We start from the raw sequence: 24,448 nt of genomic DNA, 5'->3' as shown, positions 1-24,448 counted from the left end.
AGGGTCACCCACTGGCGCACCGCACCTGACCTGCAGTCCAGCCCCTGGTCCGATGCCGAGAGGGCCCCTCCTCCCTAGCGTTGTCGGCATGACACAGACCACGACGACCGCACCCGTCACACGGGGCACGACGCTGGCCGCGAGCGCCATCGACCTGACCAAGACCTATGGCTCCGGAGAGACCACCGTGCGCGCCCTCGACGGGGTCTCGGTCGGCATCGAGGCCGGCCGGTTCACCGCGATCATGGGCCCCAGCGGCTCCGGCAAGTCCACCCTGATGCACCTGCTGGCCGGGCTCGACACCCCGACCACCGGCCGCGTCTTCCTGGGGGATGCGGAGCTGACCCGGCTGAGCGACACGGCCCTGACCAGGCTGCGGCGCTCGCGGGTCGGCTTCGTCTTCCAGGCCTTCAACCTGCTGCCGACGCTGACCGCCGAGCAGAACATCCGCCTGCCGCTGCAGCTCGCCGGGTCGCAGGGGGACCCGGCGTGGCTGCGGCAGGTGGTGACCGGCCTGGGGCTGGAGGACCGGCTGAGCCACCGCCCGGGTGAGCTGTCCGGTGGCCAGCAGCAGCGCGTAGCGCTGGCCCGCGCCCTGGTGACCCGCCCCGAGGTGGTCTTCGCCGACGAGCCGACCGGGGCGCTGGACTCCACGACCGGCGCCGAGGTGCTCTCCCTGCTGCGGCGCAGCGTGGACGAGTGGGGGCAGTCCGTCGTGATGGTCACCCATGACCCGGTGGCGGCAGGCTATGCCGACCGCGTCCTGATGCTCTCCGACGGCCAGGTCGCGGACGAGGTCCTCGAGCCGACCGCCGAGAAGGTGCTGGCCCAGATCGCCCGGCTGGGCACCCGATGAGCACCGCATCACTGGCGGTCTCCGGGCTGCGCGGCCATGCCCGGCGTCTCGCGGCCACGGCTCTCGCGATCGTCCTCAGCGTGGCGTTCGTCGCCACGACGATGCTGATGCTCGACGCGCTCGAGCGGGGGGTCGGCGAGTCGGTGGCCGGCGACTTCGTCAACCGTGACCTCGTGGTCCGGCAGACCGACGGCACCGCCAACACGGCGGGCGTGGACGCGCTGCGGGCTGCGGACGGCATCACCGTGGTGGATGCCTCGGCACGCGTGCCCGGCACCATCGGCAACGACGGCGCGATCGCCACGACGGCGCCGCGCGGCCCGGGCGTCGCGCTGCAGGAGGGGGCTCTGCCGACCGGGCCGGACCAGGTCGTGGTCTCCTCGGTCTCCGCCGCGACGGTCGGCGACACGGTCACCTTCCAGGCCTATGAGTATGACGGCACACAGGGGGCGGCCGTCGACCTCGAGGTCGTCGGGGTCATGGATGTCGGGAACGCACCCGAGCTGTCCTGGAGCGAGGTCCTCGTCGTGGACGAGGCGACGCTGCGCGGGTGGGACCCGGAGCTGATTTTTGACCACGTGACGGTGGATCTGTCGGGGGCCGACGAGAGCGCTGCGCGGGCCACCATCGGGGAGCTGCTGCCAGGTGCCGAGGTGCTGACCGGTCAGGAGGCGGCCAACCTGGCCGTCGCGCAGGCCACCGGCGGCCTGGACCTGCTCGGCCCGGTGCTGCTCGGCTTCGGGGCGATCGCCGTGGCCACCAGCGCGCTCGTCATCGCCAACACGTTTGCCATCGTGCTGACCCAGCGCACCCGCGAGCTCGCGCTCCTGCGGTGCGTCGGGGCGACCCGCTCCCAGGTGCGGCGCACGGTGCTGACCGAGGCCGGGCTGCTGGGCGCAGCCGCGTCCACCGCGGGTGTGCTGCTGGCAGTGGCAGTCACCTGGACCGCGGCCTCCCTCCTGGGCGAGATCGACCTCGGGACGCCGATGACCCTGCGTCCCGGGCTGGAGCCGGTGTCGCTGGCGGTGCCCTGGGTGGTTGGCGTGGCGGTCACCGTCGCCGCGGCCTGGTGGCCGACTCGGCGGGCGACTCGCGTGGCGCCGATGGCCGCGTTGCAGCCGGTGACTGCCCCTGACGTGGTCTCCCGCCCGGGCCTGGTGCGCATCCTCGCCTCCGTCCTGCTGCTCGGCGCGGGTGCCGCAGGTCTCGTCCTGGCGGCCTCGACTGGAGACGTCGTGATCGGAGTGGCAGCCGGCCTGGTCAGCTTCATCGGTGTGCTGGTGGCCGCCGTGTTCTTTGTGCCGGCCGGCATCCGCGCGCTCGGAGCGGCACTGCGGGGTGTGCCGTCGCGGCTGGCCGTCGGCAACACGGTGGCCAACCCCGGGCGGGCAGCGGCCACCAGCGCGGCCCTGCTCATCGGCGTCACGCTGATCACCATGACCTCGGTCGGCGCGGCCTCGGCCGAACGGACCGCCATGGGCGAGATCGACCAGCAGTACCCCGCCGACGTCATGGCCTTCCCACAGTTCGAGCTCACCGGCAGTCCCTCGGACGAGGCCGGCGAGCAGATGGTGGTGGAAGCACTCAACGGGGCCGTGTTCACCCAGGTGGCCGGAGTCGCTGGGGTCGCCGAGGCGGTCGAGTTCGGGGGCGGCTGGCTCCAGGTGGAGTCAGCCGACGGCACCTGGTCGGCCGAGTCCCCTGTCTATGGCATCGACCCCACGGCGGTGGCCCCGGTCCTGCGAGACGCGGGCGCCGTCGAGCGGCTCCAGCCGGGCACGGTCGGCATGTCCGAGTGGATCATGGAGATCAACGGTCTGGAACTGGGCGACGCGGTGCAGCTCAGTGGGCCGGACGGCAGCAGCGAGGCGACGGTCGTGGCCTTCCCGATGGACGAGTTCGTGTTGCCCGCCGCCGACCTGGCTGCGCTGGACGCGTCCTCGGCCGCCGGTGGTGGTCTGTTGCTGCGCCTCTCCGACGACGCAGACGTCGCGACGGTGGTCGCCGACATCCGCGACATCGTCGAGCCCGAGGGCGCTTGGGTTACCGGCGGCGCACCGGCGCGGGCCCAGCTGACCACGATGCTCGATGTGCTGGTGCTGATCACCACGGCACTGCTCGGCGTCGCTGTGGTCATCGCCGTGGTCGGGATCGCCAACACCCTGGCGCTGTCCGTGCTGGAGCGCACCCGCGAGAACTCCCTGCTGCGGGCCATGGGGCTGACCCGTGCCCAGCTGCGCGGGATGTTGACGGTCGAGGGAGTGCTGCTCGCAGTCGTCAGTGCCCTGCTGGGCATCGGCCTGGGCGTGACCTATGCCTGGTTCGGCGTGCAGACCCTGATGCCGGACGGGACCGACACGGTCCTGGCCTTCCCGCTCACCCGGCTCGTCGTCATACTCGCCGTCGCGCTCGGCGCCGGTCTGCTGGCCTCGGTGCTGCCGGCGCGCCGGGCGGCCCGGGTCGCACCCGCAGCGGGGTTGGCGACGGCCTGAGCCGACGCGTCCGCCGCTCACTGATGGCCTATGACCGTTGACCGCCGGGAGTCATTCAGTCAGGGGTGCAGGCTCGGGGTGAGGAGCCCGCCGACGAGCGCCACGTAGGCCCAGCCGAGGAACCCGACCACGGTCAGGACCGCCAGTGCGGCCGGCCACCAACGCCGTTCGCGCACCATGCGCACGGCGCGCCAGAACGCCGGGACGGCTCCCAGGATGCCGATCAGGGTGAGTGCCTGCGCCGTGCGAACCACCAGGTGGGACAGGCCGCCGAAGTTCAGCATCTGCACGGCAGCCATCAGCCAGAGCCCGACCGCAGCGAGCGCTGCGACGGCCGCGAGGAGCGAGAGCAGGCGCAGGCGCCGGTCGCGGGGACGCTGCCGGAGTGGCTTGGTGAACACGACACCTGCGACCGCGCGCACCGGCCACGCCACGACTGCGATAAGCAGGAGCGCGATTGAGGCGACCAGCGTCGGCACCACCGCCGCCCGCCACGGCGACATCGGCGTGATCACGAACGCGGGATGCAGAGCGATCGCCTCGATGGAACCGTCCTCGCCGACACGCACGCTGAGCTGGTCGGAGCCGCGGGCGGACTGCCACAACCAGGGTTCGACCTGGACGAACCGCAGTGGCACCCCAGCCAGGTCGGTGATCCCCGTCAGGGTGATGGCGCCGACTCCGTCTGCCCTGACGGTCACCTTGCTCGCCGCGCTGTAGATGCGCACGAACGTGGACTCAGCGCGACGGGAGAGCTCATAGACACCAGCGAGCTGCGCCGCGTGGTCGACCGACGTGTCGAGCTGCTGAGGTGTCGCCTGTGCCGACGCGAGGTAGCGGGTGACGAAACCGTCGATGATGATCTCGCGGAAGGCGGCCGGCGAGTCATTCCGCACGCCCGAGCTGTTGAAACCGACGAAGATGCCCGAGCCCCGTTGTGGGGAGAGCCAGAGCTCGGCGTGGTCGTGGGACAGGTCGCCGCCATGCGCGATCCCGGACACCCCGTTCCGCGTCTGCTCATAGAACGAGATCGCCATCGAGTCGCCGTCCGCGAGGCCGCCCAGCGTGTCTGCGGACAGAGCCCGGGAGTGCATCGTCTCCAAACTGGTGGGGCTGAGCAGCGGCGAGGAGTCGCTGTCGAGATGCGCCAGCATGAACGCAGCCATGTCTGCGCCCGAGGCGGACACCGAGCCCGACGGCCACGGGCCGAGGTGCTCGAAGTGTGTGGCCGGTTCCCCCGCGCTGGGGTAGGTGGTCGTAGCCATGGCAGCAAGGTCCTCCGGCAGCGGTTGCTCAAAACTCGCGGTGCCCATCTCGGCAGGCTCGAACACGTTCTTCCGGGCGTATTCGGCAAAGGGTTCACCGCTCACGCGCTCGACAATGTAGGCGGCCAGCGTGCTCGAGTAGTTGGAGTATGCAGGTGTCGTCCCGGGCTCAAAGATCTGGGGCGGTGGTGGCCTGACCGCATCCCGAAGTTCCGGGGCCTCCGCACCTTCGGGAAGCAGCACGTTCGACACTCTGTCCTCGAAGCCAGCCGTGTGCGTGAGCAGGTGTCGAAGCGTGATCGGCGTCGCGAACCTCGCCTGAATCTCGAGGTCGAGGTAGTCCTCAACCGGCGCGTCAAGGTCGAGCTGCCCCCGCTCGACCAGTTGCATCACTGCGGTGCCGACGACCACCTTGGAGACCGATCCGATGCGGAACAGCGTCCGTGCGGGGTCGACGGGGCGGACACCGGTGCCGTTCGCGTCGACCTCCGCCCACCCGAAACCCCGCTGGGTGACGACCTCACCATCGTCGACGATCACGACGGTCGCCCCGACGATCCCCTCGCGGTCCAGCAAGGACGGCACGACACCGTCCAGCCACGCGTCCACGTCCTCCGGCGTCAGGGGCACAGGTGCAGCAGGCGACACAGACACCGGCGCCGCCGATGCAACGGGCGACGTCATGGCTGCGTCAGAAACGGCGAAGATATTGACAGCTGGCGCAGCGCCGATTGTGAGGAGAATTCCCAAGGTTTTCGCGACGATCGGAAATAGCCGAGGAAAAAGCGACGACATTCTCATACATTTTAGGCTATCTCTTCTTCATGAGAGCGAATGCCTGTGGGTGGGCGACCACTAACGGCCGGAAGTTACTCCTCTAGTAGTCGTAGCCACCAGACGCGTCGCCGGGCGCGCCGGTGATCGCGGCGCCGTCGGCGTCCATGACCCACCACACGTCGTTGACCGCCTGACCGGTCGTGTCTCCCGGCGCCTGGTCCTGGGCGAAGTAGTAGAGCGGCCACCCGTCATACGTCGCCTGCACCGTGCCGTCGGCACGCTCGAACGACCCGAGCTTGCTGTCGTCCGCGCCGTCGCCGGCGCTCGGTTCGCCCTCGAGGATCGGCCAGGCGACCAGGCAGTCGTCCATGCAGACCGAGGTGTTCGGGCTGTCCTGGGTGAACAGATAGAGGGTCATGCCCTCGCCGTCGACCAGGATCGTGCCCAGATCGGTGTCGGCCGTCGCAACGATTGGCCCGGGGCCTATCGTGTCGCCCGCCGCGTCGTCAGTGGCGTCCTCGGAGGGGCTCTCGGTGGTCGCGCTGTCGGTGGTCGCGCCATCGGAAGTCGTCGTCGGGTCCTCGTCGGCGCTCTGACCCTGCGGGGTCTCTTCGGTGTCAGACTGGTCAGGGTCGTCACTGCCGCAGGCGGTGAGGACCAGGGCGGCGACCAGCGCCGCGGGCCAGAGCGTGTGTGTGCGGTTCATGGTTCCTCCAGAGCTAGGAGTTCTCGTGGAGGGTGGTACGACCCCCGAGGGTGGCCGGGATTGGGCAATCCGTCGCGGGCCGGCGCGCGTATCCCCTGACATGCCCCGCCTCCCGAGAGCAGACCGGGCGGCTGATGCCGCGCTGCTCGCCGGCTTGGCGCTGGCGGACCCGCAGGCCGCGAGCGCCTTTGTGGCGCGGTTCCAGGGCGCCGTCTTCGGGCTGGCGCTGAGCATCACCCGCGACCCCGGGCTGGCCGAGGACGTGAGTCAGGAGGCGTTGGTGAAGGCGTGGCGCGCGGCAGGCAGTTATGACATCCGGCGAGCCTCGGTGCTGACCTGGCTGCTGACGATCACCCGCAACACCGCGATCGACGCGATCCGCACGCGGCGCCCGGTGCCGACCGACGGCGAGTTCCTCGACCAGCTGGTCGAGGACACGCTCGGGTCCCGGGACCTGGCGGAGACGACCGTGCACCGGCTCGAGACCGACCGGGCGATCCGGCGGCTGCACCAGCTGTCGCCCCCACAGGCACGGGCGGTCGTGCTAGCTGTGATCGGTGGCTGCACGGCCCAGGAGGTCAGCGTCCGGGAGGAGATCCCGTTGGGCACGGCCAAGACCCGCATCCGGGACGGTCTGCGGCGGCTGCGAGAGGCGTATGCCGCGGCAGACACCGCAGCCACGTCCCCCATCGCTGGTCGGGACGGGGAGGTGGATCGTGGTTGAGTCGCAGCACACGTCCCCCGACCTGCTCCTGGACCTGGCGCTCGGTCACCTGACCGGCCCGGTGCGGGACGAGGTCATGGTCCACGTCACTGACTGTGTCGGGTGCCGTGCGGAGCTGGCCGACCTGTCCGCTGCGGTGGAGGGGACACTGGCCGCCGTGCCGCGCACCGAACCACCGCCCGGTCTGGCCACGAGTGTGCTGGGCCGGATCGGGGTCGGTGAGGTGACTGAGCCAACGCCGCGGGTGCCGCGCTGGGTCGGGGTGGCCGCTGCGGCCGTGCTCGGACTCGGCGTCGGCTCGGGCTTCGCCCTGGCGCTCGGGGACGGTCCCGGTGGCGCACCCGCCACGGAGCAGCCGGTCCAGAGCGCGGGACTGCCGCTGACCACGGCCGACGGTGACCAGGTGGGGACGGTGTCTCGCAGCTGGAGCGACGGTGAGGCGGTGCTGGTCGTGGACGTCTCATCGGGGCAGCCCGGTCGCAGCTATCAGTGCCGCCTGGTGCTGGAGGGGGGTGGCACGCAGGACGTCGGGCGCTGGACACTGTCCCCGGACCGGCCCAACAGCTGGGTCGTGCCCGACCCCGGGGTGACGTCGGTCGAGCTGGTCACCGACTCCGGGACGGTCTGGTCCAGCGCGACCCTGTGAAGGCTGCACGAGCGTCCGAACTCGCCTGCGCAGCAGTGAGCGCACCGTGCAGGGTGGAGCCGACGGCGCCACCGCAGCTCTGCGCGGTCATTGCTGGTCCTCCTCCTCTTGCCACCGCTGGCGCGTATGCAGCGCGTCCAGCTCGGCCTGGAGGCGCTGGGTTTCAGCTTCAAGCTGCAAGACTTGATCGACCCCGGCGAGGTTGAGTCCGGCTGCTAGCAGTGTGGTGATCCGACCCACGCGCGCCAGGTCGTCGCCGCTGTAACGTCGGGTTCCGCCTTCGGTGCGGTACGGCTCGAGTAGCCCCTTCGCCTCGTAGGCCCTCAGCATCTGCGGCTGGACGCCGGTCAACTCAGCGGCAACGGAGACGCCGTAGAGCGCGCGGTCCCTACTCAGGCCGTCGAAGTTCATGCTCACTGTCACTGTCCCTTCTCCTCAGGGTGCGTCATCTGACGAGGTGGCCACGGCGTCCACAACGCCGGACCTGCCAGGAAGGGCACCCCGGCCGGCACGTGCGGCTTCGACTTCTCGACGCGCCAGACGGGCACCGGCATCACCGTTGGCCCACGTGCCGGCACCGCACTAACGCCGAGGCTGGCGATGCGGTAGGCGGCGTTGAGGGAGGCGAACCGCTCTGCGGCCTCGTCGTCGTCGCACCGATCAGGATGTGTCTTTCGGGCCAGACGTCGGTAGGCGGCGGCGATCTGGTTCGGGGACGCGGCTGGGGAGAGCCCGAGCAGGGCGAGGGCCGCATTCCGGTCAGGTGTGTCGACCACCGGATGCACCTCCTCAGTTGCTGAATCTTCTGTGCCAAACTGACTTGACTTTATCTCATCAGGATGCAAAATATGAAGTGACCGACATAGATTGCCCGTGCTCCCTGAATGCGGGTTGTACTCATCAGGGGCCGAGCCCGTGAGGAAGGAGAACTCTCCGATGTTGATGCGCACCGATCCCTTCCGGGACCTGGACCGACTGACCGAAGCCATGCTCGGCACTCGCGGTCGCCCGGCGGTGATGCCCATGGACGCCTACCGCGACAACGACCACTTCGTGATCCACCTCGACCTGCCCGGGGTGAGCACCGACTCGATCGACCTGACCGTCGAGCAGAACGTGCTCACCGTGCACGCCGAGCGCAAGCCGCAGGCGGAGGGCAACGAGAGGATCGTCGCCGAGCGTCCCCACGGCATGTTCAGCCGTCAGGTGTTCCTCGGTGACACCCTCGACGCCGACAACCTCACCGCCGACTATGACGCTGGGGTACTGACGATCAAGCTTCCCGTCGCGGAGAAGGCCAAGCCGCGCAAGGTTGAGATCACCGGCGGTCAGGGTCGCAAGGAGATCGCCAGCTAGGACTCTGGCGCTCTAGCCAGGTTGGCACCGGGCCAGCGGCGTTGGGCATGACCGACCCGGACGGTCCATCGTTGAGTCTGCCCAGGCCCCAGGGGGACTGGGCAGACTCAACTCTCACGCGAAAGCAGGGACCTATGTACCCGTCTCAGGACGCCCGTGAGTTGTCCATCTTGTTGCGGATCAGCAGGGAGCTCGATGTCGTCGGTGACATCACCGCGACCGTCGACAACCCCTCAGAACTACTCGCCTGGGCGAGGATCCTGTCCGATCCCACGATGGTGGCTTGGCGGGCCGACGACTCCGGCCACCGGTATGTCCAGGTCACCGCTCTCCATCACCGGGCGCCCGTGCGCGGGCAGGTCACCGCGGTGCTGCACTGCGGGCCGCCGCACTACGGGTTCTGGGATCAGCTCATTCCCGGCGACCTGGAACCGGGAACCAAACGGCTCATCTCCCTCAAAGAGCTGGCTGCCGCGTGGAGTGCCATGCCGATCACTCCTCCGTCGTGACCCCCGAGGCGAGAGCGCCGCATGGCCGAGAGGCCAGGCCTACCGAAGAGCCAGACGACGAGTCGGCGCTGGTGTCCTACCCTGTTCACTCCAGCAGTGGACAGAAAGGGAGTGCGCCGTGCTGATCAGGTCCCGCAGGTTCCGGACGGTCGGAGCTCTGACTGCTGCCGTCGCCGCGTTGAGTGGTTGCGGGGCAAAGGAGGTCTCGGCGAGCGCGGTCGAGCAGAGCGTGCGAGACGGCATGGCCACCCAGGGTGTGGAGATGCAGTCGGTCAGCTGCCCGACCGGTGTGGCTGCCGATATTGACGCCACCGTGGTCTGCGCGGTGGAGTTCTGGGACGAGGACGCGCTGGGTGAACCGGTTGACCGGGTGCGCGTCGTGGTGACCTCCGTCGACGGCGACAAGGTGCGCTACCGGCTGGAGCCCCTGGCCGTCGGCGTCCCCGATGACGCTGAAGCCACCCCCGACGATGCCGAGGCCACGTCCTAGCGGGGCGTGTGTGAGGTCCAGCTCCTCGATCAGGCGAGTGGTACTATTTGTCGTACCACTCTCGGAGGTGTCCCATGTCCATCACCGCAAGCGAGGCCCGCAAGCGCCTCTTCCCCCTGATCGAGCAGGTCAACGATGACCGAGCTCCAGTGGAGATCACCTCGAAGCGAGGCAACGCGGTACTCATGTCAGCCGAGGACTACTCGGCTTGGCAGGAGACGGCCTATCTGTTTCGCTCTCCCGCCAACGCACGGAGACTGCTTGATGCCATGGAGGCGGTGGACCGCGGCGAAGGGGCTGAACGCGAACTTGATCGCACATGAGGCCCGTCTTCGCGCCTCAGGCGTGGGAGGACTACCTCCACTGGCAACGCATCGATCGGACCGTGGTGAAGCGGATCAACCGGCTGATCGATGACGCGACTCGGGACCCTTTCGCCGGAGTCGGCAAACCCGAGCCACTGAAGTACGGGCTGGCTCATGCCTGGTCGCGGCGCATCAACGAGGAGCACCGGTTGGTCTACGTGGTCCGAGACGATGACCTCGTCCTCCTACAAGCCCGCTACCACTACACGAAGTAGGAGACCCGGCCGCGCGCCCCAACGCCCTGACAGACCGCGTCACCGGCATCTATCCTGCAGGAATGAAGCACCGCATCTTCACCACCAGCGTGGCATCGGTCTATCCGCTCTACGTGACGAAGGTCGAGCGCAAGGGCCGCACGAAGGCCGAGCTGGACCAGGTGATCGAGTGGCTGACCGGCTTCGACGAGTCGGCGCTGACCGCGCACCTCGACGCCGAGACGACGTTTGAGGAGTTCTTCGCCGACGCCACGCTCCACCCGAACGTCTCGCTGATCACCGGCTCCGTGTGCGGGGTGCGGGTGCAGGACGTCGAGGACCCGCTCATGCAGCAGATCCGCTATCTGGACAAGCTGGTCGACGAGCTGGCCAAGGGCAAGGCGATGGACAAAGTCCTGCGCGCTTCCAAGAACACGGCACCATAGGGGCATGACGACAGAGGGCGCTCGACCACAGTTCCGCCACACCCGCGGTTTCGCCCAGGGTTATGCCACCGAGGATGTCGATGCCTTCGTCGACGAGGTCTTCAACGCGCTGGCCAGCGGCCAGCCTGCGCCGAACATTGTCTCGGCGCGCTTTGGGGTGGCGCGTGGGCGCCGCGGCTACGACATGGAGGAGGTCGACCTCTTCCTGGACGAGCTCGCCACCGGACTTGGCTGAGCAGTCAGCGACTCCGACGGAGGTGGCTCCTGAGTTGACCTAGCTGTCGGCCTCAGCCAGCCGCTGCCGCAGCCCGCTGGCCCGTTGGACCTGACGGGCCACGGCGGCCCGCACGACCTCCTCGCCGCCGACGACCCGGACCTTCTCCTCGGCGCGGGTCACGGCGGTGTAGAACAGCTCGCGGGTGAGCAGGGGGCTGTCGCTGTCCGGGAGCAGGACGGTGATCTCGCGCGCCTGGCTGCCCTGGGCCTTGTGGATCGTCATCGCGTGCATGGTGTCGACGTCGCCGAGCCGACTAGGGGCAAAGCGGTGCGCCCCGGCCGCCCCCTCGACCACGGCCATCCGCACCGGCGTGCCGTCGGGCTTGTGTGACGCGACGATGACGCCGGTGTCGCCGTTGAGCACCCCGGTGGCGTAGTCGTTGGCGGTGACGATCAGGGGACGCCCGACATACATCGGGTCATAGAAGGTCAGCCCGGTGTCCTCGCCCAGCCAGGTCTCGGTCAGCCTGTTCCAGGTGCGGACACCGTGCGGCCCCTCCCGGTGCGCACAGAGCAGGCGGTGTGCCCCGAGCGCGGCCAGCGCGGCGTCACCGTCGGCGGCCCGGGCGGCGGTCAGGACCGCGCGAGCGTGCCGGGTGAGCAGCGGCTGCAGGAACGGCCGGGGATCCTCGTCGGTGACCCACTCCACCTCGGCGCTGCCAGCCGACAGCGCCGACACCACGGCGTCACCATCACCGGTGCGCAGCGCCTCCGCGAGGGCACCGATGGTCTTGCCGAAGCGGTGCACCGTGCTCAGCCGGGCCAGGGCGACGGGAGAGTTCTGCGCCAGCTGGGCGCCGGCGACCAGGTCGGCCAGGACAGCGCCCGCGTCCACCGACACCAGCTGGTCCGCGTCACCGACGAGGATGAGCCGGGCCTGGGGGCGCAGGGCCTCCAGCAACCGGGCCATGTGCGTCAGGGAGACCATCGAGGCCTCGTCGACCAGCACGACATCGTGGGGCAGCCGGTTGGTGCGGTCGTGCCTGAACCTGGTGCGGCTGTCCGGGCGCCACCCCAGCAACCGGTGCAACGTCGTGGGTTCGACCGCTCCGAGCGGTGCGATGACGGACCGGGTCGCAGGGTCGTCGGTGCGCTCCAGGATCTCGTCGAGCGCACGGGCCACCGCCACCTTGACGCGGGCCGCGGCCTTGCCGGTGGGGGCTGCCAGCCCGACCCGCAGCGGGCGCTCGCCCGCCGCTGCGGCCTGCTCGGCCAGCAGTGCCAGCACACCCGCGACGGTCGTGGTCTTGCCAGTGCCGGGCCCCCCGGTGATCACACTGGTGCGGGCGCGGGCGGTGACCTCGGCGGCCGCGCGCTGCTCGGCATACTGCTCGCCCGGGAAGATCCGGGTCAGCCCGGCGGCCAGGGTGGCTTCATCGACGGTGGGCGGCTCGAGCGCTGCCCGCGCCCGCAGATCCGCGACGACCTGCACCTCCTGGTGGTGGTAGCGCTGCAGATAGACCAGTCCGCGGTCCACGACCACCGCGCCCTCGGCGACCAGCCGGCTCCCCGCGACCGACTCGGCCCAGTCCTCAGGCTCCGGCCACGGCAGGTCGGGCAGAGTCTGCCTCCCGGTGGTCGCCAGAGCAGTGGCGTCGACCGCGACCGAGCCGGTGCGGACGGCGCGGTTGGCCAGGGCGGTAGCGAGCACGGCGTCGGCGTCCTTCTCGTGGGTGACCCGGGCCAGCGTGCTGGCGACGTGCACGTCCGCGGCGGTGATCACCCCGGCCTGGTTGAACTCCGCCAGGACGCCCGTCGCGCCGAGCGCCAGACGCCGGTCGTGCTCACCGATCGGCTCAAAGGTCTCCAGGATCGTCATGCCGCACTCTCCTCAGGGCGTCCGTCGAGCAGGGCAGAGACGGCCGTGACCAGGGCGACCGGGGGCTTCCACGAGAAGACCCCGCACGGGTGCCCGTCCACCAGCGGCGTCTGCGGGCCGCACATGCCCCGCACATAGAGATAGAGCACGCCGCCCAGGTGACGGGCCGGGTCATAGTCGCGCAGCCGCCACCGCAGGAACCGGTGGGCTACCACGGCATACAACAGCGCCTGCAGGGGGTAGGACGAGTGACCCATGGCCTCGGCCAGCATCTGTGGGCGGTAGTCGGCAGCGGTCAACGGCTCCTCGGTGCGCCCGAGCCAGTTGGTCTTGTAGTCGACGACGAGATAGCTCCCGCCGGTGCGCAGGACCACGTCGACGGAGCCGGTGAGATAGCCGCGCAGGTGCTGGGCTGCCAGGTCGGGGGACTGGTCGAGGGTGTCGGCCCAGGCCCGGACCGGGTCGCCGGCCGGCAGATGCTCGCGCAACAGCGGGACCAGCTCGCCGAGCGTCGCGTGCGCGGCCGCCCCATCCGGGAGGTCTCCACCGCCCAGCGGCAGCTCGAAGTCCAGCTCGCGCAGCCGGTCCCGCTGACCGATCTGCCGCAGCGTCGTCCCACCGGCGAGCGGCCCCAGCGGGGTGTCGTTGACCGCGACCAGGGCGTCGGCGAGCATCTCTGGGTCGAGGTCGACCGGCCACTGGACGAGCTGCTCGCGGATGTGGCCGAGCAGCTCCGAGCGCAGGTCGGCGGCCTCGGGGTCGGCGTGCTCGAGGACCCCGTGGACTAGGGAGCCAAACGTCGCGCCGACCGGCAGGTCCGCCATCGGCGAGGGCACGTCGGCACCCGGCGGCTCGGGGCTGAGACCCGGCAGGGCCGGCGTTGCCTCCAGGACCGGCTCGGGCAGCTCCGGCTCGTCCTGTCGCGCGGTGACCTCGGGCTCGCTCCCTACGCCGCCGGTCAGGGCGTGGGCCTCCTGCTCACGCGGCGTGGACAGCGCGGTGTATGACGTGCGCCTCCAGTCGTGGTCCACCCGGCGGGTCCACTCGGCGACCCGAGGATCGCGTGCGTCGTCGGGGGTGGGGACGGCGACGGGGCCCGCGTGGTCGGCCCGCTCCAGGGTGAATGCGCCGAGGTCGGACCAGGCCTGCAGGGTCCGGCTGGCGGCGTCGTCCTCCTTGGGGACAGGGGCGGTGGCGGGAACAGCGCCGTCGACGGACTCTGGCTCAGCGACCGGCTTGCGACCGAACAGGACCCGATGCAGCGCGGAGGGTCCACCGTTGCGGCTGGTCGGGGACCACCACGTCACGACCTGGGACTGCGCGCGCGTCAGCGCGACATAGAGCAGGCGCAGGGACTCCCCGGCGTCCTCCTCCTTGTGGCGCCGCACGGAGTCGGCCCACTGGGGGCCGGCCCGGCCGCCGACATCGATATAGCGGGTGCGCTCCGGCGGGTCGTCGTGGCACAGGGGGACGTGGGGCGTGTCGGGGACGTTGCGGTCGGTCAGGCTCGGCAGATAGACGACGGGGAACTGCAGACCCTTGCTGCCGTGGATGGTGAGCAGCTGCACGGCGGCGGAGTCACTGTCCAGCCGGCGGGTGCGGGCACCTGCCGACGCCGACGAGTCCTGGGCCAGCTGTGCCCGCAGCCACTCCAGCAGCGCCACGAGTCCGAGCTGGTGCGAGCGCCCCGCCTCGTGCAGCAGCTCCGCGAGGTGCTTGATGTCGGTGAGGGTGCGCTCGCCGCCGACCTGGCCCAGGACCCGGGCGGTGAGGCCGTCGACGGTGAGCCGTTCGAGGACGGCGGCGATGCCCTGCCGGGCATAGGTGCTGGCCAGGTCGCGCGCGTGCTGGGCGAGCTGGTCATCCAGGTCGGCGCCCCCGGCATCGACCTCGGGCACGGCATAGCCGAGCAGGTCGGTCAGGGCGGCGGCCCGGGTCAGCACCGAGCGGTGCGGCGCCGCCATCGCCTCCAGCAGGGTGAGCCAGTCGTGGGCCGCGCCGCTCTCGAGGACGTTGGACCCGCCGGCGCTCACGGCATGGATGCCGACCTCGCGCAGGGCTCGCTGGGCGGCGAGCAGGTCCTTGCCGCGGTGGGCGAGCACGGCGACGTCGTGGGCCTGGACGGGACGGTCGTCGAAGGTGGCGCCGGAGGCCAGGAGCGCGGCGATGTCGAGAGCCAGGTCACGGGCGATGTGCGCGCGGGTGGGCGCGATCCGGTCGTCGTCGGACAGGTGCTCACCGAGCAGCAGCTGACGGACCCGCACCGGTGACCCGTGGGGTGCCCCCTGCAGCCGGGCCCCCTCCTTGGCAGCGGTGACCGCGCGGACGGTGATCTCCGGGTGCCCGAGCTGCGTGCCTTCCAGCAGGGTGGTCAGCGCGTGGACGACGCCGGGATCGGAGCGATAGTTGCGGGGCAGGGTCCTGCGGTCGGAGGCGCTGCCCGCCGCCGCGAGATAGGTCACGATGTCGCCGCCGCGGAAGGCGTAGATCGCCTGCTTGGGGTCGCCGATCAGGACCATCGCCTGGGCATGGCCGCTGAAGGCGCGGTCCAGGACCTGCCACTGGACGGGGTCGGTGTCCTGGAACTCGTCGACCAGGACAACCTGCCAGCGCTGCCGCATCCGGTGTCGCGCGGGAGAGTCGGGCTCTCCCAACGCGTCGGAGAGCTGGGTGAGCAGGTCGTTGTAGTGCATCACCTGCAGACGCCGCTTGCGCAGGTCGAGCTCGTCGCGGACCGCCTGGGCAAAACGGACCCGGCGCGCGGCGGGGGTGCCGGGCTCGGCCGTGGTGGGGCGCAGCTCGGCGTGGATGTCCTCGACGGCCGCACGGGCGATCACCAGTGCCTCGGACCGGCTGAAGATCGGCTCGGTCTCCCCGCGGAAGCCGCGCAGATAGAGGTCATCGACGACCTCGACGAGCAGGTCGCCCAGGTCCTCCACCAGCTCGGCGGAGGCATCGGAGGTGCCGGCGACGCCGAGGCTGCGCAGCACCTCGTGGCAGAACTGGTGCACGGTGGCGATGGTCGCCGCGTCGAAGTTGGTCAGGGCGGTCCGCACCCGGGCGTGCTGCAGGGCGCGGGTCTGCTCGTCGACGTCGAGCAGGAGCGCCAGGAGCTCGTTGTCCGGGTCGGGCTGCTGCCGGCCGGCCAGCACCGCCTCGGCCTCAGCGAGCTGCTCACGCACCCGCGCGCGCAGCTCCTGGCTGGCGGCTCGGCTGAAGGTGACGACCAGCATCTGCTCAAGCAGGGCCACGCCCTCAGCGACATAGCGCGTGACCAGGGCCGCGATGGTCCAGGTCTTGCCGGTGCCGGCGCTGGCCTCGAGCAGCATCGTGCCCGACGGCAGAGGGTCGGTGATCGCGAACTCCTGCACGGTCATGGTTTCCCTTCCGGCGGTCCTGGCGTCAACCTCGGCGGTCATGGCTTCACTTTCGACTCTGCGCCGCCTCGGAGCACCGGGCCCCACACCCGCAGCGCGAACTGACCCAGCCGCGACTCCACCCCCGGCGTCCACTCCTCATCGGCGCGTGGCGTGCCGAGGATCGTGTCAAAGGGCACGCCCGCTCCCAGCACACGTGACCAGGACGGATCGTCTTGCTCACCGCCGCCACCGAAGCCGCCGTCGGGGGTGACCCACTTCTTGACGCCCTGTTGTGCAGCCAGCGTGGCCTTGCCCGTCTTCACGAAGTAGTCCGCCCAGGCCAGGCTGGTCTCCAGCGGCAGCGGGACGACCTCACGCAGGCCTCTGTCGCGCAGGTCGACGAGCTGGGTCAACAGCTCCAGTGCCGTGGCCGGGTCGTGCGGCCCGTGAGTGAACAGCACAGGGCTCTTGTCGCCCTTGCGCCAGTAGTGCTTGCCGATCAGACGGCTCACCCCGGAGTGTCCGCCCGCAGCCAGGACCAGCGAGATGATCCAGGAGCGGAGGCGTTGTTTGGCCTTCACCTGCGAGTAGGTGACGGTCAGCGCTGCGCCTCCCACGAGCCCGGCGACGGTGCCGGTGAGCTGGCGACCGCCGGGCAGCGCGAGGTCGAGGTCCACACTGTCGCGCGGCAGGTCCTGCTCCCACCCGCCGGTGCCGACCGTGCGCCAGGTGGCCTCGCACAGGGCCTGGACCGCCTGGGTGATCTCACGCATGGTGGTCTCGCCCAGCTGGTCGGGCGGCAGGGCGCCTCGCCACAGCTCGGCGTTGACCGCCTGGGCGGGAGCCCGGCCGGTCAGCACCCCCTGCAGCATGCGGTCGCCGATCGTCCACTTCTCCAGCCCGTCGAGGGTGATCGGGATGCCCTCGCCGCGCTCCTCGGGGACCTCGGGCAGGACCATCCCGAGGCGGGAGCGCAGGAAGGCGCGGGCCGGGTTGTCAAAGAACCGGAGCAGGTCATCGAGCGCGACCTCGTCGCCGGCCAGCGGGGGGAGCAGCTGGGCCGCGATGGGGACGGGCTGGGACTGCCCCGCGCGGAGAGCGAGCGCCCCGGCGAGAGCCGTCGGGTCATAACTGAGCGGCCGGTCCTGGGGCAGCAGGCTGGTCTCGTCCTCGGGGGTGACGCCGAGGTTGCGCGGGTCGAACGGCTGCAGCGGGTGATCGGTGACGACGCGCTCGACCCCCTGGCCCTGTGCGGTCGCGCGGACGGCGTCGATCAGCTCTCCGAGCGGGACCGCCGGAGGCCGCTGTGAGCCGGTGTGCTCGTCGGCGCCGGTGTAGGTGATGACGAGCGCGTCACCGGCCGAGGTGATCGCATCGAGCAGCAGCTGCCGGTCCTCGCTGCGCGGGTCGCGCTCGCCGGTGACCGCGCGCCGCGCCAACGCGTCGTCACCGTCCGGGGTGCTGTGCCGGGGGAAGACACCGTCGTCCATCCCGACCAGGGCCACCACGCGGTGCGGCACGGAGCGCATCGGCACCATCGTGCAGACCGTGAGCGAGCCGGTGCGGAAGTTGGACCGGGTCGCCCGTCCTCCGGACTGCTCCCGCAGCAGCGCACGGACGTCGGCCAGCGACAGGGACGGCGTCGACGTGGCACCCCGCCGTGCAGCCGCCTGGATCCTGGCCAGCTCACGCTCGAACTGGGTGAGCTGCCAGGCGTCCGCGAGCGGCACATCGGCCAGCCCGAGCACCCCGTCACTCAGCTCGCGCACCCAGACATCGACCGTGTCGGTCGTGCGCAGAGCGCGCAGGGTCGTGGCCAGCCGCTCCACGAGCTCAGCCAGGCGCCCGGCCAGCTCGAGGTCACCACTGTCGAGGTTGTCCAGCGCCAGGGTGGTCCCGAGGTGGTCGATGTCCTGACCGTCGACGGCCGCGCCCACCAGCACCCGGTCCAGCCCCGCGCGCCAGGTGTTCTGACCCAGATGGTGCAGCTGATAGGTGGCCCGGTGGTCGGCGTCGAGCCCCCACCGGATGACCACTGCGTGGACCCAGTCCCCCAGTCGCTCGAGGGAGTCGTCACCGAGGCCGAACCGGTGGCGAACAGGGGCGGATCGGGCCAGGTCGAGCACCTCCCCGGCGGTCAGGCGCCCGCCAGCCAGCTCGACGAGCTGGTCGGCCAGGGCCAGCAGAGGGTTGGTATGCCGAGGGCCGCGGTCCGCGAGCCGGACCCGCAGGCCGTGGGCCGGGTGTGTCGCGGCGGTCTGCTCGCGGACCACCTCGGCGAGCCCGAAGCCGGCGTGGAAGAGGGGCGCATAGGTGTCCACGTCGGGGCACATCACCAGGATGTCGCGCGGCTCGAGGGTGGGGTCGCGCTGGAGGAGGTCGGCCAGCACGTCGCGCAGCACCTCGACCTGCCGGGTGCGCCCGTGGCAGGCATGCACCTGGATGCTGCGGTCCTGCGCCTCGACCACCCGAGACCGGCGGTCCTCAGCGGTCGGTGCGTGGTCGCGCGCCAGGTCGTCCTGCAGGAGCTGTAGCAGACTGCGGGCCGGTGCCTCGTCGGCCTCGTCGCGGACCAGCACGTCGTCGGCCTCGTCGCGGACCACCACGTCGTCGGCCTCGTCGCGGACCAGCAGGTCGTCGGTCCCACCCGTGAGGGCGAGGGTGCGCTGCAGCTCGCGGGAGTCGCGCCCGAGGCTGGCCAGCAGCGGGTGCTCGATCACCCCGGCGGACGTGTCCTCCGCGCGGGGGACCGGGCCCTCTGCCGCGAGCGGAGCCAGCCGCGTCCACGCCCGGGGGGAGGACTGCGGCAGCCACAGGTGCACGTCCAGGTGCTCGCCCAGGGCGGTCAGCACCTCGACCTCGCTGCGCGCGATCCGGGTGTGTCCGAACAGGGACAGGCGCCCGGGCAGCACCAGATCACCGAGGGACAGGCCCTCGGGGCTCTGCTCCCGCAGCGCCTGCAGGACGCGTGTCTGCCGCACCTCGGGGGGCTCGGCGTCGACCAGGGCCAACGTGCGGCGCCACAGCTCGGGCTGCCAGGCGAGGTCGTCGGCCACCGGACCACCCAGCCCGTCACCGGCGCCACCCTCACGCCAGTCCGCCAGCATCGCGGGGCGCTGGGCGGCATAGTCGGCGAACAGGCCGGCGAGCCGGCGCGCCACGGCAAATCGCTGACCCCGGCGCAGTTCATGCTCGGTGCCGGTGAGGCCGTGTCCCAGGTGGTCGGACAGGGTCTTGGCCCACGTCTCGCCGAGGCTGTCGTCGACCGCGCGCAGCACCGGCCAGGCGAGCTGGTCGGAGCGCCACGGGTCATCGCGCTCGATGCCCAGGACGAGCGCGACCAGCGAGTGCGGGTTGAGGAAACGCACACCGGCGCACACCCCGTCGCCGCCGCGCGGCCCGGACCCCAGCGTGTGCGACAGCCGCTGGGCCAGCCACCGCTCCACCCCCTTGGCCGGCACCGCGACGACCTCCTCGGCGAACACGTCGTCCAGCGGGGCCGCGAGGAGCTCGGCAAGCCCGCCGGCCAACAGGTCGGTGTTGGCCGCGCGGTGCACGAACAAGGTCATGCACTGACCCTATGGCGTGGGTCTGACAGGAGGCATGGACCACTGTCCGTCACGCCTGCTACGTTGCAAGAGTGGGTCAGACCCATACAGAGGAGATGGCGATGGCGGTCCAGTTCACCCAGGAGGCCGCGAGGGGACCCCTGTTCCTGGCGGACATCAGCGGCTACACCTCGTTCCTGCGCGGCGTCCAGGAGGCGCACAAGGACGATGCCTTCGCCACGGGCCAGATCCCTGAGGCCTTCCGACTGATGTCGAGCCTGCTGGACGGGATCGTGCAGTCCGTGACGCCATACTTCACCCTGTCCAAGCTCGAGGGTGACGCGGTCTTCGCCTTCGCCCGCTCGGGACCCGACGTGCCCCATGGCGAGGAGGTCCTGGACTGCATCCACAAGTGCTATGCCAGCTTCCGCGCCCAGCTGGCTGATGTCGGTGTGATCTGGACGTGCACGTGCGAGCAGTGCAGCGCCGCCAACGGGCTGGATCTGAAGTTCGTCCTGCACGCCGGCGACTTCGTCATCCAGGAGTTCGCCGGCAACCCTGAGCTGACCGGTCCTGACGTCGTGATGGCGCACCTGCTGCTGAAGTCCGAGGCGGCCGAGGTGCTCGGATCCCACGCCTACGCGTTGTTCACCGAGTCCGCCGTCGACGAGCTCGCGGTGCCGGTCGACTCGGCGGTGCCCATGTCGCAGAGCTATGAGCACTTCGCGCCGATCAACACGTTCGTGCTCGGCCTGAGCTGACTTAGCTCAGCGCACGGCCGTCACGTGGCCGGACGTCACCATCACCAGCTGCTGGAAGGTCAGCGGCACGATGCTGTCCGGCGTGCCGCCCGCGGCCCAGATCGTGTCGTGGACACCGAGGTCGGGGTCGACCAGCGTGCGCAGGGGAGTTGGGTGTCCGGTCGGCGCGACCCCGCCGATCGCCTGTCCGGTCGCGGCGCGCACCTGGTCGGCAGAGGCCTTGACCACGGACTCGGCGCCCACCGCGGCAGCGATCGCGTCGGTGTTGACCCGCGCTGCGCCACTGGCCATCACCAGCAGCGGCTCGGAGTCAGCCATGAAGACCAGGCTGTTGGCGATGGCGGCAACCTCACAGCCGAGCTGCTCGGCCGCGACGGCAGCCGTGCGGGCGTGCTCGTCGAGCACCTCGATCTGAGCGGCGATGCCGGCGGCCTGCAGCGCGTCCTGCACGGTCTGGGTGCGTGGGTGCATGCCCGCGAGTATGCCGGATGCGCCGGGCACTCACGCCACCTCACCCATCGACCGAGCGCGCTGTCTTGCGTCCATCCTTCGACCGGCTCGGGCCTTTCGCCACGCAGTGCACTCGGACGAAGTAGCAGAACTGCTACCATGATCCTCATGGACGTGATCCCGCAAAAGATGCTCCGAAACCACGTGGGTGAGGTGCTCCGACGAGTCGAGGCTGGGGAATCCCTCACGGTGACGGTCTCGGGCCGACCTGTGGCCGAGCTTCGTCCGACGCAACGTCGGCGCTGGATAGCTGGCGCCGCCCTGGCTGAGGTGTGGCACGGTCCCACTCCTGGTGATCTGGATGACGACCTGGCAAGGCTCGACGCGGCCGTCGTCGACCCGTTCGCGTCATGAGGGTCATCCTCGACACGTCGGTGCTCATCGGTGCTGATGCGCCGGACGGCGTCGAGGCCGCGATCAGCGTCGTCTCGCTCACCGAACTCCACTTCGGCGTCCTGCTGGCCACCGATCCCGACGAACGGGCCCGGCGCACCGACCGTCTCGCTGCCGTCGAAGCGACCTTCGACCCGCTGCCGGTCACCCCAGAAGTTGCTCGGGCCTGGGGACGCTTGGCCGCCGCCGTCAGCCAACGGGGAGGAAAGCCGCGCCGCCGGCAGCTTGACCTCGCCATTGCGGCGACCGCGACCGTCGAGAACGTGCCTCTCCTCACCCACAACGTCGGTGACTTCGGGATCATCGAGGACCTCGTCGACGCCCGCAAGCCAGACCCGGGCGAGTAGGGGGCCGTCCCACCGCCATCGGCTCGTCAGGTGACCGGCGCGACCATCGTGATGCGGTCGAGCCGGAAGAACCGCACGTCCTGACGCAGGTGGCAGTAGCCGGTGAGGTAGGCACCGGACAGGTCCAGGTCGGACACCTTCCGCTCACTCTCGTTGCCGCTCTCGTTGCGATAGCGGATCACGACGCTGCCGTCGCTGGCCACAGCCGACACCAGGTGGCGCTGCTCGTCCGGCCGCAGCCGAGGTGCCAACTGCTCCACGAGCGAGAGGACACTCTGGTCCACCTCGTGCGAGGGCCGGCCCCCGGACCGCAGCCGGCTGACGAGCTCAGCCGGCTCCTCCGGCAGGCGCGGCACGCTCGGAGCCCGGCCTTTGAGGCGCTGTCTCTGGGCGGCAAGCTCCCGCTCCATGAGGACGTTGAACTCCTCGTCGGACAGGGCGTCCACGTCGTCAGGTGCCGCGGCGCGCTCCCCGACCGGCCCGCGCGAGCGCAGCTCCACCGTGCGTGAGCCGTCGCTGTCCTGCTCGACGGGCAGATAGCCGGCCTTGCGCAGCGCGGCGAGCGTCGTCGCCCGGTCGGCGGTGCCGACCAGCACGGTGGGGGCGACCGCCGTGAGCCCGAGAGGGCGCAGCACCTTGGTCGCGGCCACCTCGGCGAGCAGCCCCTCATCCTGCGAGACCACGACGCAGGAGGCCGGGCGCACCCCGATGACGCCGTGCCGGCGGTCGACGTCACGCAGCAGATACTCCAGGGGCTGGGGCAGCGCCTTGCCGGCGACCTCGCGGAGCTCACTCAGCAGCGCGTCGACGGTGTAGCCGTGGTCAAGAGCGTCCCGCACCGAGGCCTCGCTGACCCGCCAGGTGGCCCCGACGCCGTGGGACTCCCGCACGGCCAGCGCGTCCAGCAGGTCGACCACCGCCGCTCCTGTGCTGCCCGGCACCACGATGGTCAGGTCCGAGCCGAACAGCACGTCCTGACTCTCGGCGGGCAGCAGCGTGCGCAGCTGCTCGACCACCTGGTCCTGCTCGCCGGTGAGCAGCGTGCGGCCCAGATCGGTGAGACGACCGTCGCGGATGACACCCAGGAGAGCAGCCTCGTCCCAGGTGTGTCGCGCGTCGTCCGCCGAGAGCTGGTCCATCGGCCGGTTCCACCCGAGCAGCTCCAGGACCGGCTCCAGACTGGTCGCCGCACCGTCCAGCGTCTGCAGCACCACCGCCAGCTGCGGCGCGGTGGGTGCATAGGCATTGTCGCTCCCGGTCAGCGCCGGCAGCGCCATGCCGTCCTCGTCCCGCTCCCGGGTGGGCGGGAAGCGCAGAGGCCACCAGGCGCGCAGCAGGTCACCGGCGCGCTCGGCGGCCGACTGCCGACGCCACTGCTCGAACTCACCACTGGGGCGCAGCTCGTCGGTCCAGTCAAAGAACCCGCAGCGTGCGCCGAGCTCCAGCGCCAGGCGCACCTCGGCCACCCCCACGCCGACGGCCTTGGACAGCCGCTTGATCTCACGGGCGCCCACGCCGCCCGACTTCAGCCGCTGGACCGGTGTGCGCAGCGTGCTCTCCAGGACCGCGGTCATCGCGGCGACGGCCTCGGTCACCGCCGCAGCAGAGGCCCGCTCGGTCTGGACCGGGGAGACCTCGGTGGTCGGGATCTGTGGCGGCCGGGGGTGGAAGGGTGCGCGATAGCTCGGCGGCACGAGCGCCAGCAGCACCTCCGCCGGGAACTGGGCCGGTGCATAGGCATAGCTGTAGTAGCTGTCGGTCACCGCCAGCCCGTGCTGGCTGGCCCAGCGGCGCATGGTGATGTCCCGCTGGTACTGCCCCTGCCGGGACGGGGTCCAGGCGTAGTGGTCCTCATCTAGCGCCTCGTCGCCGCGCTTCGAGGCCGCAGCCACGTCCGCGGCGTGCGCGGCGAGGGTCTCCATCACCTCCTCGGGTGCCTTGGCGAGCGTCTGACGAATCCGGGACCCATCGGCATACAAGGCACCGATGCCCGCCAGGAGCTCCGCCTTGCGGGGCGGGGCGGGGACTCCCAGCCCGGCATACAACTGCTTGAGGACGTCGACGGTCAGGTCCTGGGTGAGCAGCCGTGCCGGTGACCCCATGAGGAGCGGGTTGACCACGATCCGGTGCACTCCCGGGTTGACGACGTGCCGCCCGGCCACCTCCCAAGCCAGGCCGACCACCTCCAGGATCTCGATCCAGTGCAGCAGCAGCTGGCTCTGCTCGTCACGGTCGCGGCCACCGGTGTCGAGCAGCTCGAGCAGCCGCTCCGACGTGGCTCCGACATCGAGTGCGGTCACCGCCTCGAGGAGCTCCACCGCGGGGCGCGGCAGGTTCATCACCACGCTGGAGACCGACATCGGGTGCTCCAGGCGGCGCGCGAGATCGTCCAGGTCGACCACCGGCGCCCCCTGGTGCAGGTCAGGGCGGATCGCGAGCAGCTCCTGGAGCTGGTCGTCGGAGCGGGAGTCGAGCCAGGCGCGGGCAGAACGGTCCTCAGACATGTCTTCCATTGTCACCGGCGGTGAGCGAAGTTGTCGACGCCCGTCCACAGGTCTCTCAAGTTTCGCAACTCGGGACTTTCTGGAACTCTGGGTGGAGGCGGCCGG

The 24,448-nt window shown here is 70.7% G+C and carries 23 protein-coding genes; 14 read left to right on the top strand and 9 right to left on the bottom strand.

Annotated elements, in window-relative coordinates; translation table 11 throughout:
- Positions 1 to 88: 88 nt before the first annotated feature.
- Both NF557_RS16430 and NF557_RS16425 read left to right on the top strand, forming a co-directional pair.
- A complete protein-coding gene (locus NF557_RS16430; protein WP_252620848.1) occupies positions 89 to 856 on the top strand; it encodes an ABC transporter ATP-binding protein in 768 nt (255 codons plus the stop codon).
- Positions 853 to 3,348 (top strand): FtsX-like permease family protein, encoded by a 2,496-nt coding sequence (locus NF557_RS16425; RefSeq protein WP_252620847.1) that lies wholly within the window; start codon positions 853 to 855, stop codon positions 3,346 to 3,348. Before NF557_RS16430 ends, NF557_RS16425 begins: the two co-directional genes overlap by 4 nt.
- Before the next feature lie 59 nt (positions 3,349 to 3,407).
- On the opposite strand, the gene NF557_RS16420 is transcribed toward NF557_RS16425, so the two are convergent.
- Together NF557_RS16420 and NF557_RS16415 are read right to left on the bottom strand one after the other, a co-directional pair.
- Positions 3,408 to 5,243, bottom strand: a complete 1,836-nt coding sequence (locus NF557_RS16420; protein WP_252620846.1) for a serine hydrolase domain-containing protein — start codon at positions 5,241 to 5,243, stop codon at positions 3,408 to 3,410.
- A gap of 247 nt (positions 5,244 to 5,490) precedes the next feature.
- Positions 5,491 to 6,096 (bottom strand): COG4315 family predicted lipoprotein, encoded by a 606-nt coding sequence (locus NF557_RS16415; RefSeq protein WP_252620845.1) that lies wholly within the window; start codon positions 6,094 to 6,096, stop codon positions 5,491 to 5,493.
- A 100-nt stretch (positions 6,097 to 6,196) separates the two neighbouring features.
- Here NF557_RS16415 and NF557_RS16410 point away from each other — a divergent pair, with 100 nt between their 5' ends.
- Both NF557_RS16410 and NF557_RS16405 read left to right on the top strand, forming a co-directional pair.
- Entirely contained in the window at positions 6,197 to 6,820 is a 624-nt protein-coding gene (locus NF557_RS16410) for an RNA polymerase sigma factor (protein WP_252620844.1), read from the top strand.
- Positions 6,813 to 7,466 carry a hypothetical protein gene (locus NF557_RS16405; protein ID WP_252620843.1) on the top strand — a complete coding sequence of 218 codons (654 nt, stop codon included), beginning with the start codon at positions 6,813 to 6,815 and terminating at the stop codon, positions 7,464 to 7,466. Before NF557_RS16410 ends, NF557_RS16405 begins: the two co-directional genes overlap by 8 nt.
- 87 nt (positions 7,467 to 7,553) lie before the next feature.
- Here the strand turns inward: NF557_RS16405 and NF557_RS16400 are convergent, their stop codons facing one another.
- The gene (locus tag NF557_RS16400) at positions 7,554 to 7,877 is read right to left on the bottom strand and encodes a MerR family transcriptional regulator (protein ID WP_252620842.1); all 324 of its coding nucleotides are present in this window, start codon (positions 7,875 to 7,877) and stop codon (positions 7,554 to 7,556) included.
- A gap of 8 nt (positions 7,878 to 7,885) precedes the next feature.
- Positions 7,886 to 8,242, bottom strand: a complete 357-nt coding sequence (locus tag NF557_RS16395; protein WP_252620841.1) for a J domain-containing protein — start codon at positions 8,240 to 8,242, stop codon at positions 7,886 to 7,888.
- A gap of 160 nt (positions 8,243 to 8,402) precedes the next feature.
- Here NF557_RS16395 and NF557_RS16390 point away from each other — a divergent pair, with 160 nt between their 5' ends.
- The 7 genes from NF557_RS16390 to NF557_RS16360 all read left to right on the top strand — a co-directional run bounded on the left by NF557_RS16390 (position 8,403) and on the right by NF557_RS16360 (position 11,061).
- Positions 8,403 to 8,822, top strand: coding sequence for an Hsp20/alpha crystallin family protein (locus NF557_RS16390; RefSeq protein ID WP_252620840.1), 420 nt, complete (start codon positions 8,403 to 8,405; stop codon positions 8,820 to 8,822).
- Positions 8,823 to 8,956: 134 nt separating this feature from the next.
- Entirely contained in the window at positions 8,957 to 9,331 is a 375-nt protein-coding gene (locus NF557_RS16385) for a hypothetical protein (protein WP_252620839.1), read from the top strand.
- 118 nt (positions 9,332 to 9,449) lie between these two features.
- On the top strand, positions 9,450 to 9,821 hold the full coding sequence (locus NF557_RS16380; protein ID WP_252620838.1) for a DUF4333 domain-containing protein: 372 nt from the start codon (positions 9,450 to 9,452) through the stop codon (positions 9,819 to 9,821).
- A 74-nt stretch (positions 9,822 to 9,895) separates the two neighbouring features.
- Positions 9,896 to 10,144 carry a type II toxin-antitoxin system Phd/YefM family antitoxin gene (locus NF557_RS16375; protein ID WP_252620837.1) on the top strand — a complete coding sequence of 83 codons (249 nt, stop codon included), beginning with the start codon at positions 9,896 to 9,898 and terminating at the stop codon, positions 10,142 to 10,144.
- Positions 10,141 to 10,401, top strand: a complete 261-nt coding sequence (locus NF557_RS16370) for a Txe/YoeB family addiction module toxin (protein ID WP_252620836.1) — start codon at positions 10,141 to 10,143, stop codon at positions 10,399 to 10,401. Before NF557_RS16375 ends, NF557_RS16370 begins: the two co-directional genes overlap by 4 nt.
- 62 nt (positions 10,402 to 10,463) lie before the next feature.
- A complete protein-coding gene (locus tag NF557_RS16365) occupies positions 10,464 to 10,826 on the top strand; it encodes a DUF2200 domain-containing protein (protein WP_252620835.1) in 363 nt (120 codons plus the stop codon).
- A gap of 4 nt (positions 10,827 to 10,830) precedes the next feature.
- Complete coding sequence (locus tag NF557_RS16360; RefSeq protein ID WP_252620834.1) at positions 10,831 to 11,061, top strand: DivIVA domain-containing protein; 231 nt, start codon at positions 10,831 to 10,833, stop codon at positions 11,059 to 11,061.
- A gap of 39 nt (positions 11,062 to 11,100) precedes the next feature.
- On the opposite strand, the gene recD is transcribed toward NF557_RS16360, so the two are convergent.
- From recD to recC, 3 genes are read right to left on the bottom strand one after another with little or no spacing between them, the layout of a single operon-like run.
- Complete coding sequence (gene recD / locus NF557_RS16355) at positions 11,101 to 12,921, bottom strand: exodeoxyribonuclease V subunit alpha (RefSeq protein ID WP_252620833.1); 1,821 nt, start codon at positions 12,919 to 12,921, stop codon at positions 11,101 to 11,103.
- Positions 12,918 to 16,340, bottom strand: coding sequence for a UvrD-helicase domain-containing protein (locus NF557_RS16350; protein WP_252620832.1), 3,423 nt, complete (start codon positions 16,338 to 16,340; stop codon positions 12,918 to 12,920). Before NF557_RS16350 ends, recD begins: the two co-directional genes overlap by 4 nt.
- Positions 16,337 to 19,849 carry an exodeoxyribonuclease V subunit gamma gene (gene recC / locus NF557_RS16345; RefSeq protein ID WP_252620831.1) on the bottom strand — a complete coding sequence of 1,171 codons (3,513 nt, stop codon included), beginning with the start codon at positions 19,847 to 19,849 and terminating at the stop codon, positions 16,337 to 16,339. The genes NF557_RS16350 and recC overlap by 4 nt, the downstream gene beginning before the upstream one ends.
- Positions 19,850 to 19,950: 101 nt before the next feature.
- Between recC and NF557_RS16340 the strand changes: the two genes are divergently transcribed.
- Positions 19,951 to 20,589: a DUF2652 domain-containing protein gene (locus NF557_RS16340; RefSeq protein ID WP_252620830.1), complete on the top strand. Its 639-nt coding sequence runs from the start codon at positions 19,951 to 19,953 to the stop codon at positions 20,587 to 20,589.
- Positions 20,590 to 20,595: 6 nt separating this feature from the next.
- On the opposite strand, the gene NF557_RS16335 is transcribed toward NF557_RS16340, so the two are convergent.
- A complete protein-coding gene (locus NF557_RS16335; RefSeq protein ID WP_252624257.1) occupies positions 20,596 to 21,060 on the bottom strand; it encodes a YbaK/EbsC family protein in 465 nt (154 codons plus the stop codon).
- Between the two features lie 138 nt (positions 21,061 to 21,198).
- Here NF557_RS16335 and NF557_RS17915 point away from each other — a divergent pair, with 138 nt between their 5' ends.
- Positions 21,199 to 21,453: a type II toxin-antitoxin system Phd/YefM family antitoxin gene (locus tag NF557_RS17915; RefSeq protein WP_370584415.1), complete on the top strand. Its 255-nt coding sequence runs from the start codon at positions 21,199 to 21,201 to the stop codon at positions 21,451 to 21,453.
- The gene (locus tag NF557_RS16330; RefSeq protein WP_252620829.1) at positions 21,450 to 21,839 is read left to right on the top strand and encodes a PIN domain-containing protein; all 390 of its coding nucleotides are present in this window, start codon (positions 21,450 to 21,452) and stop codon (positions 21,837 to 21,839) included. The genes NF557_RS17915 and NF557_RS16330 overlap by 4 nt, the downstream gene beginning before the upstream one ends.
- 26 nt (positions 21,840 to 21,865) lie before the next feature.
- On the opposite strand, the gene NF557_RS16325 is transcribed toward NF557_RS16330, so the two are convergent.
- The gene (locus NF557_RS16325) at positions 21,866 to 24,343 is read right to left on the bottom strand and encodes a helicase-associated domain-containing protein (protein ID WP_252620828.1); all 2,478 of its coding nucleotides are present in this window, start codon (positions 24,341 to 24,343) and stop codon (positions 21,866 to 21,868) included.
- Positions 24,344 to 24,448 lie beyond the last annotated feature (105 nt).

The sequence above is a fragment of the Ornithinimicrobium cryptoxanthini genome (genome assembly GCF_023923205.1).
Lineage (GTDB): Bacteria > Actinomycetota > Actinomycetes > Actinomycetales > Dermatophilaceae > Ornithinicoccus > Ornithinicoccus cryptoxanthini.
This window is presented reverse-complemented; position numbering and strand designations above follow the sequence as displayed.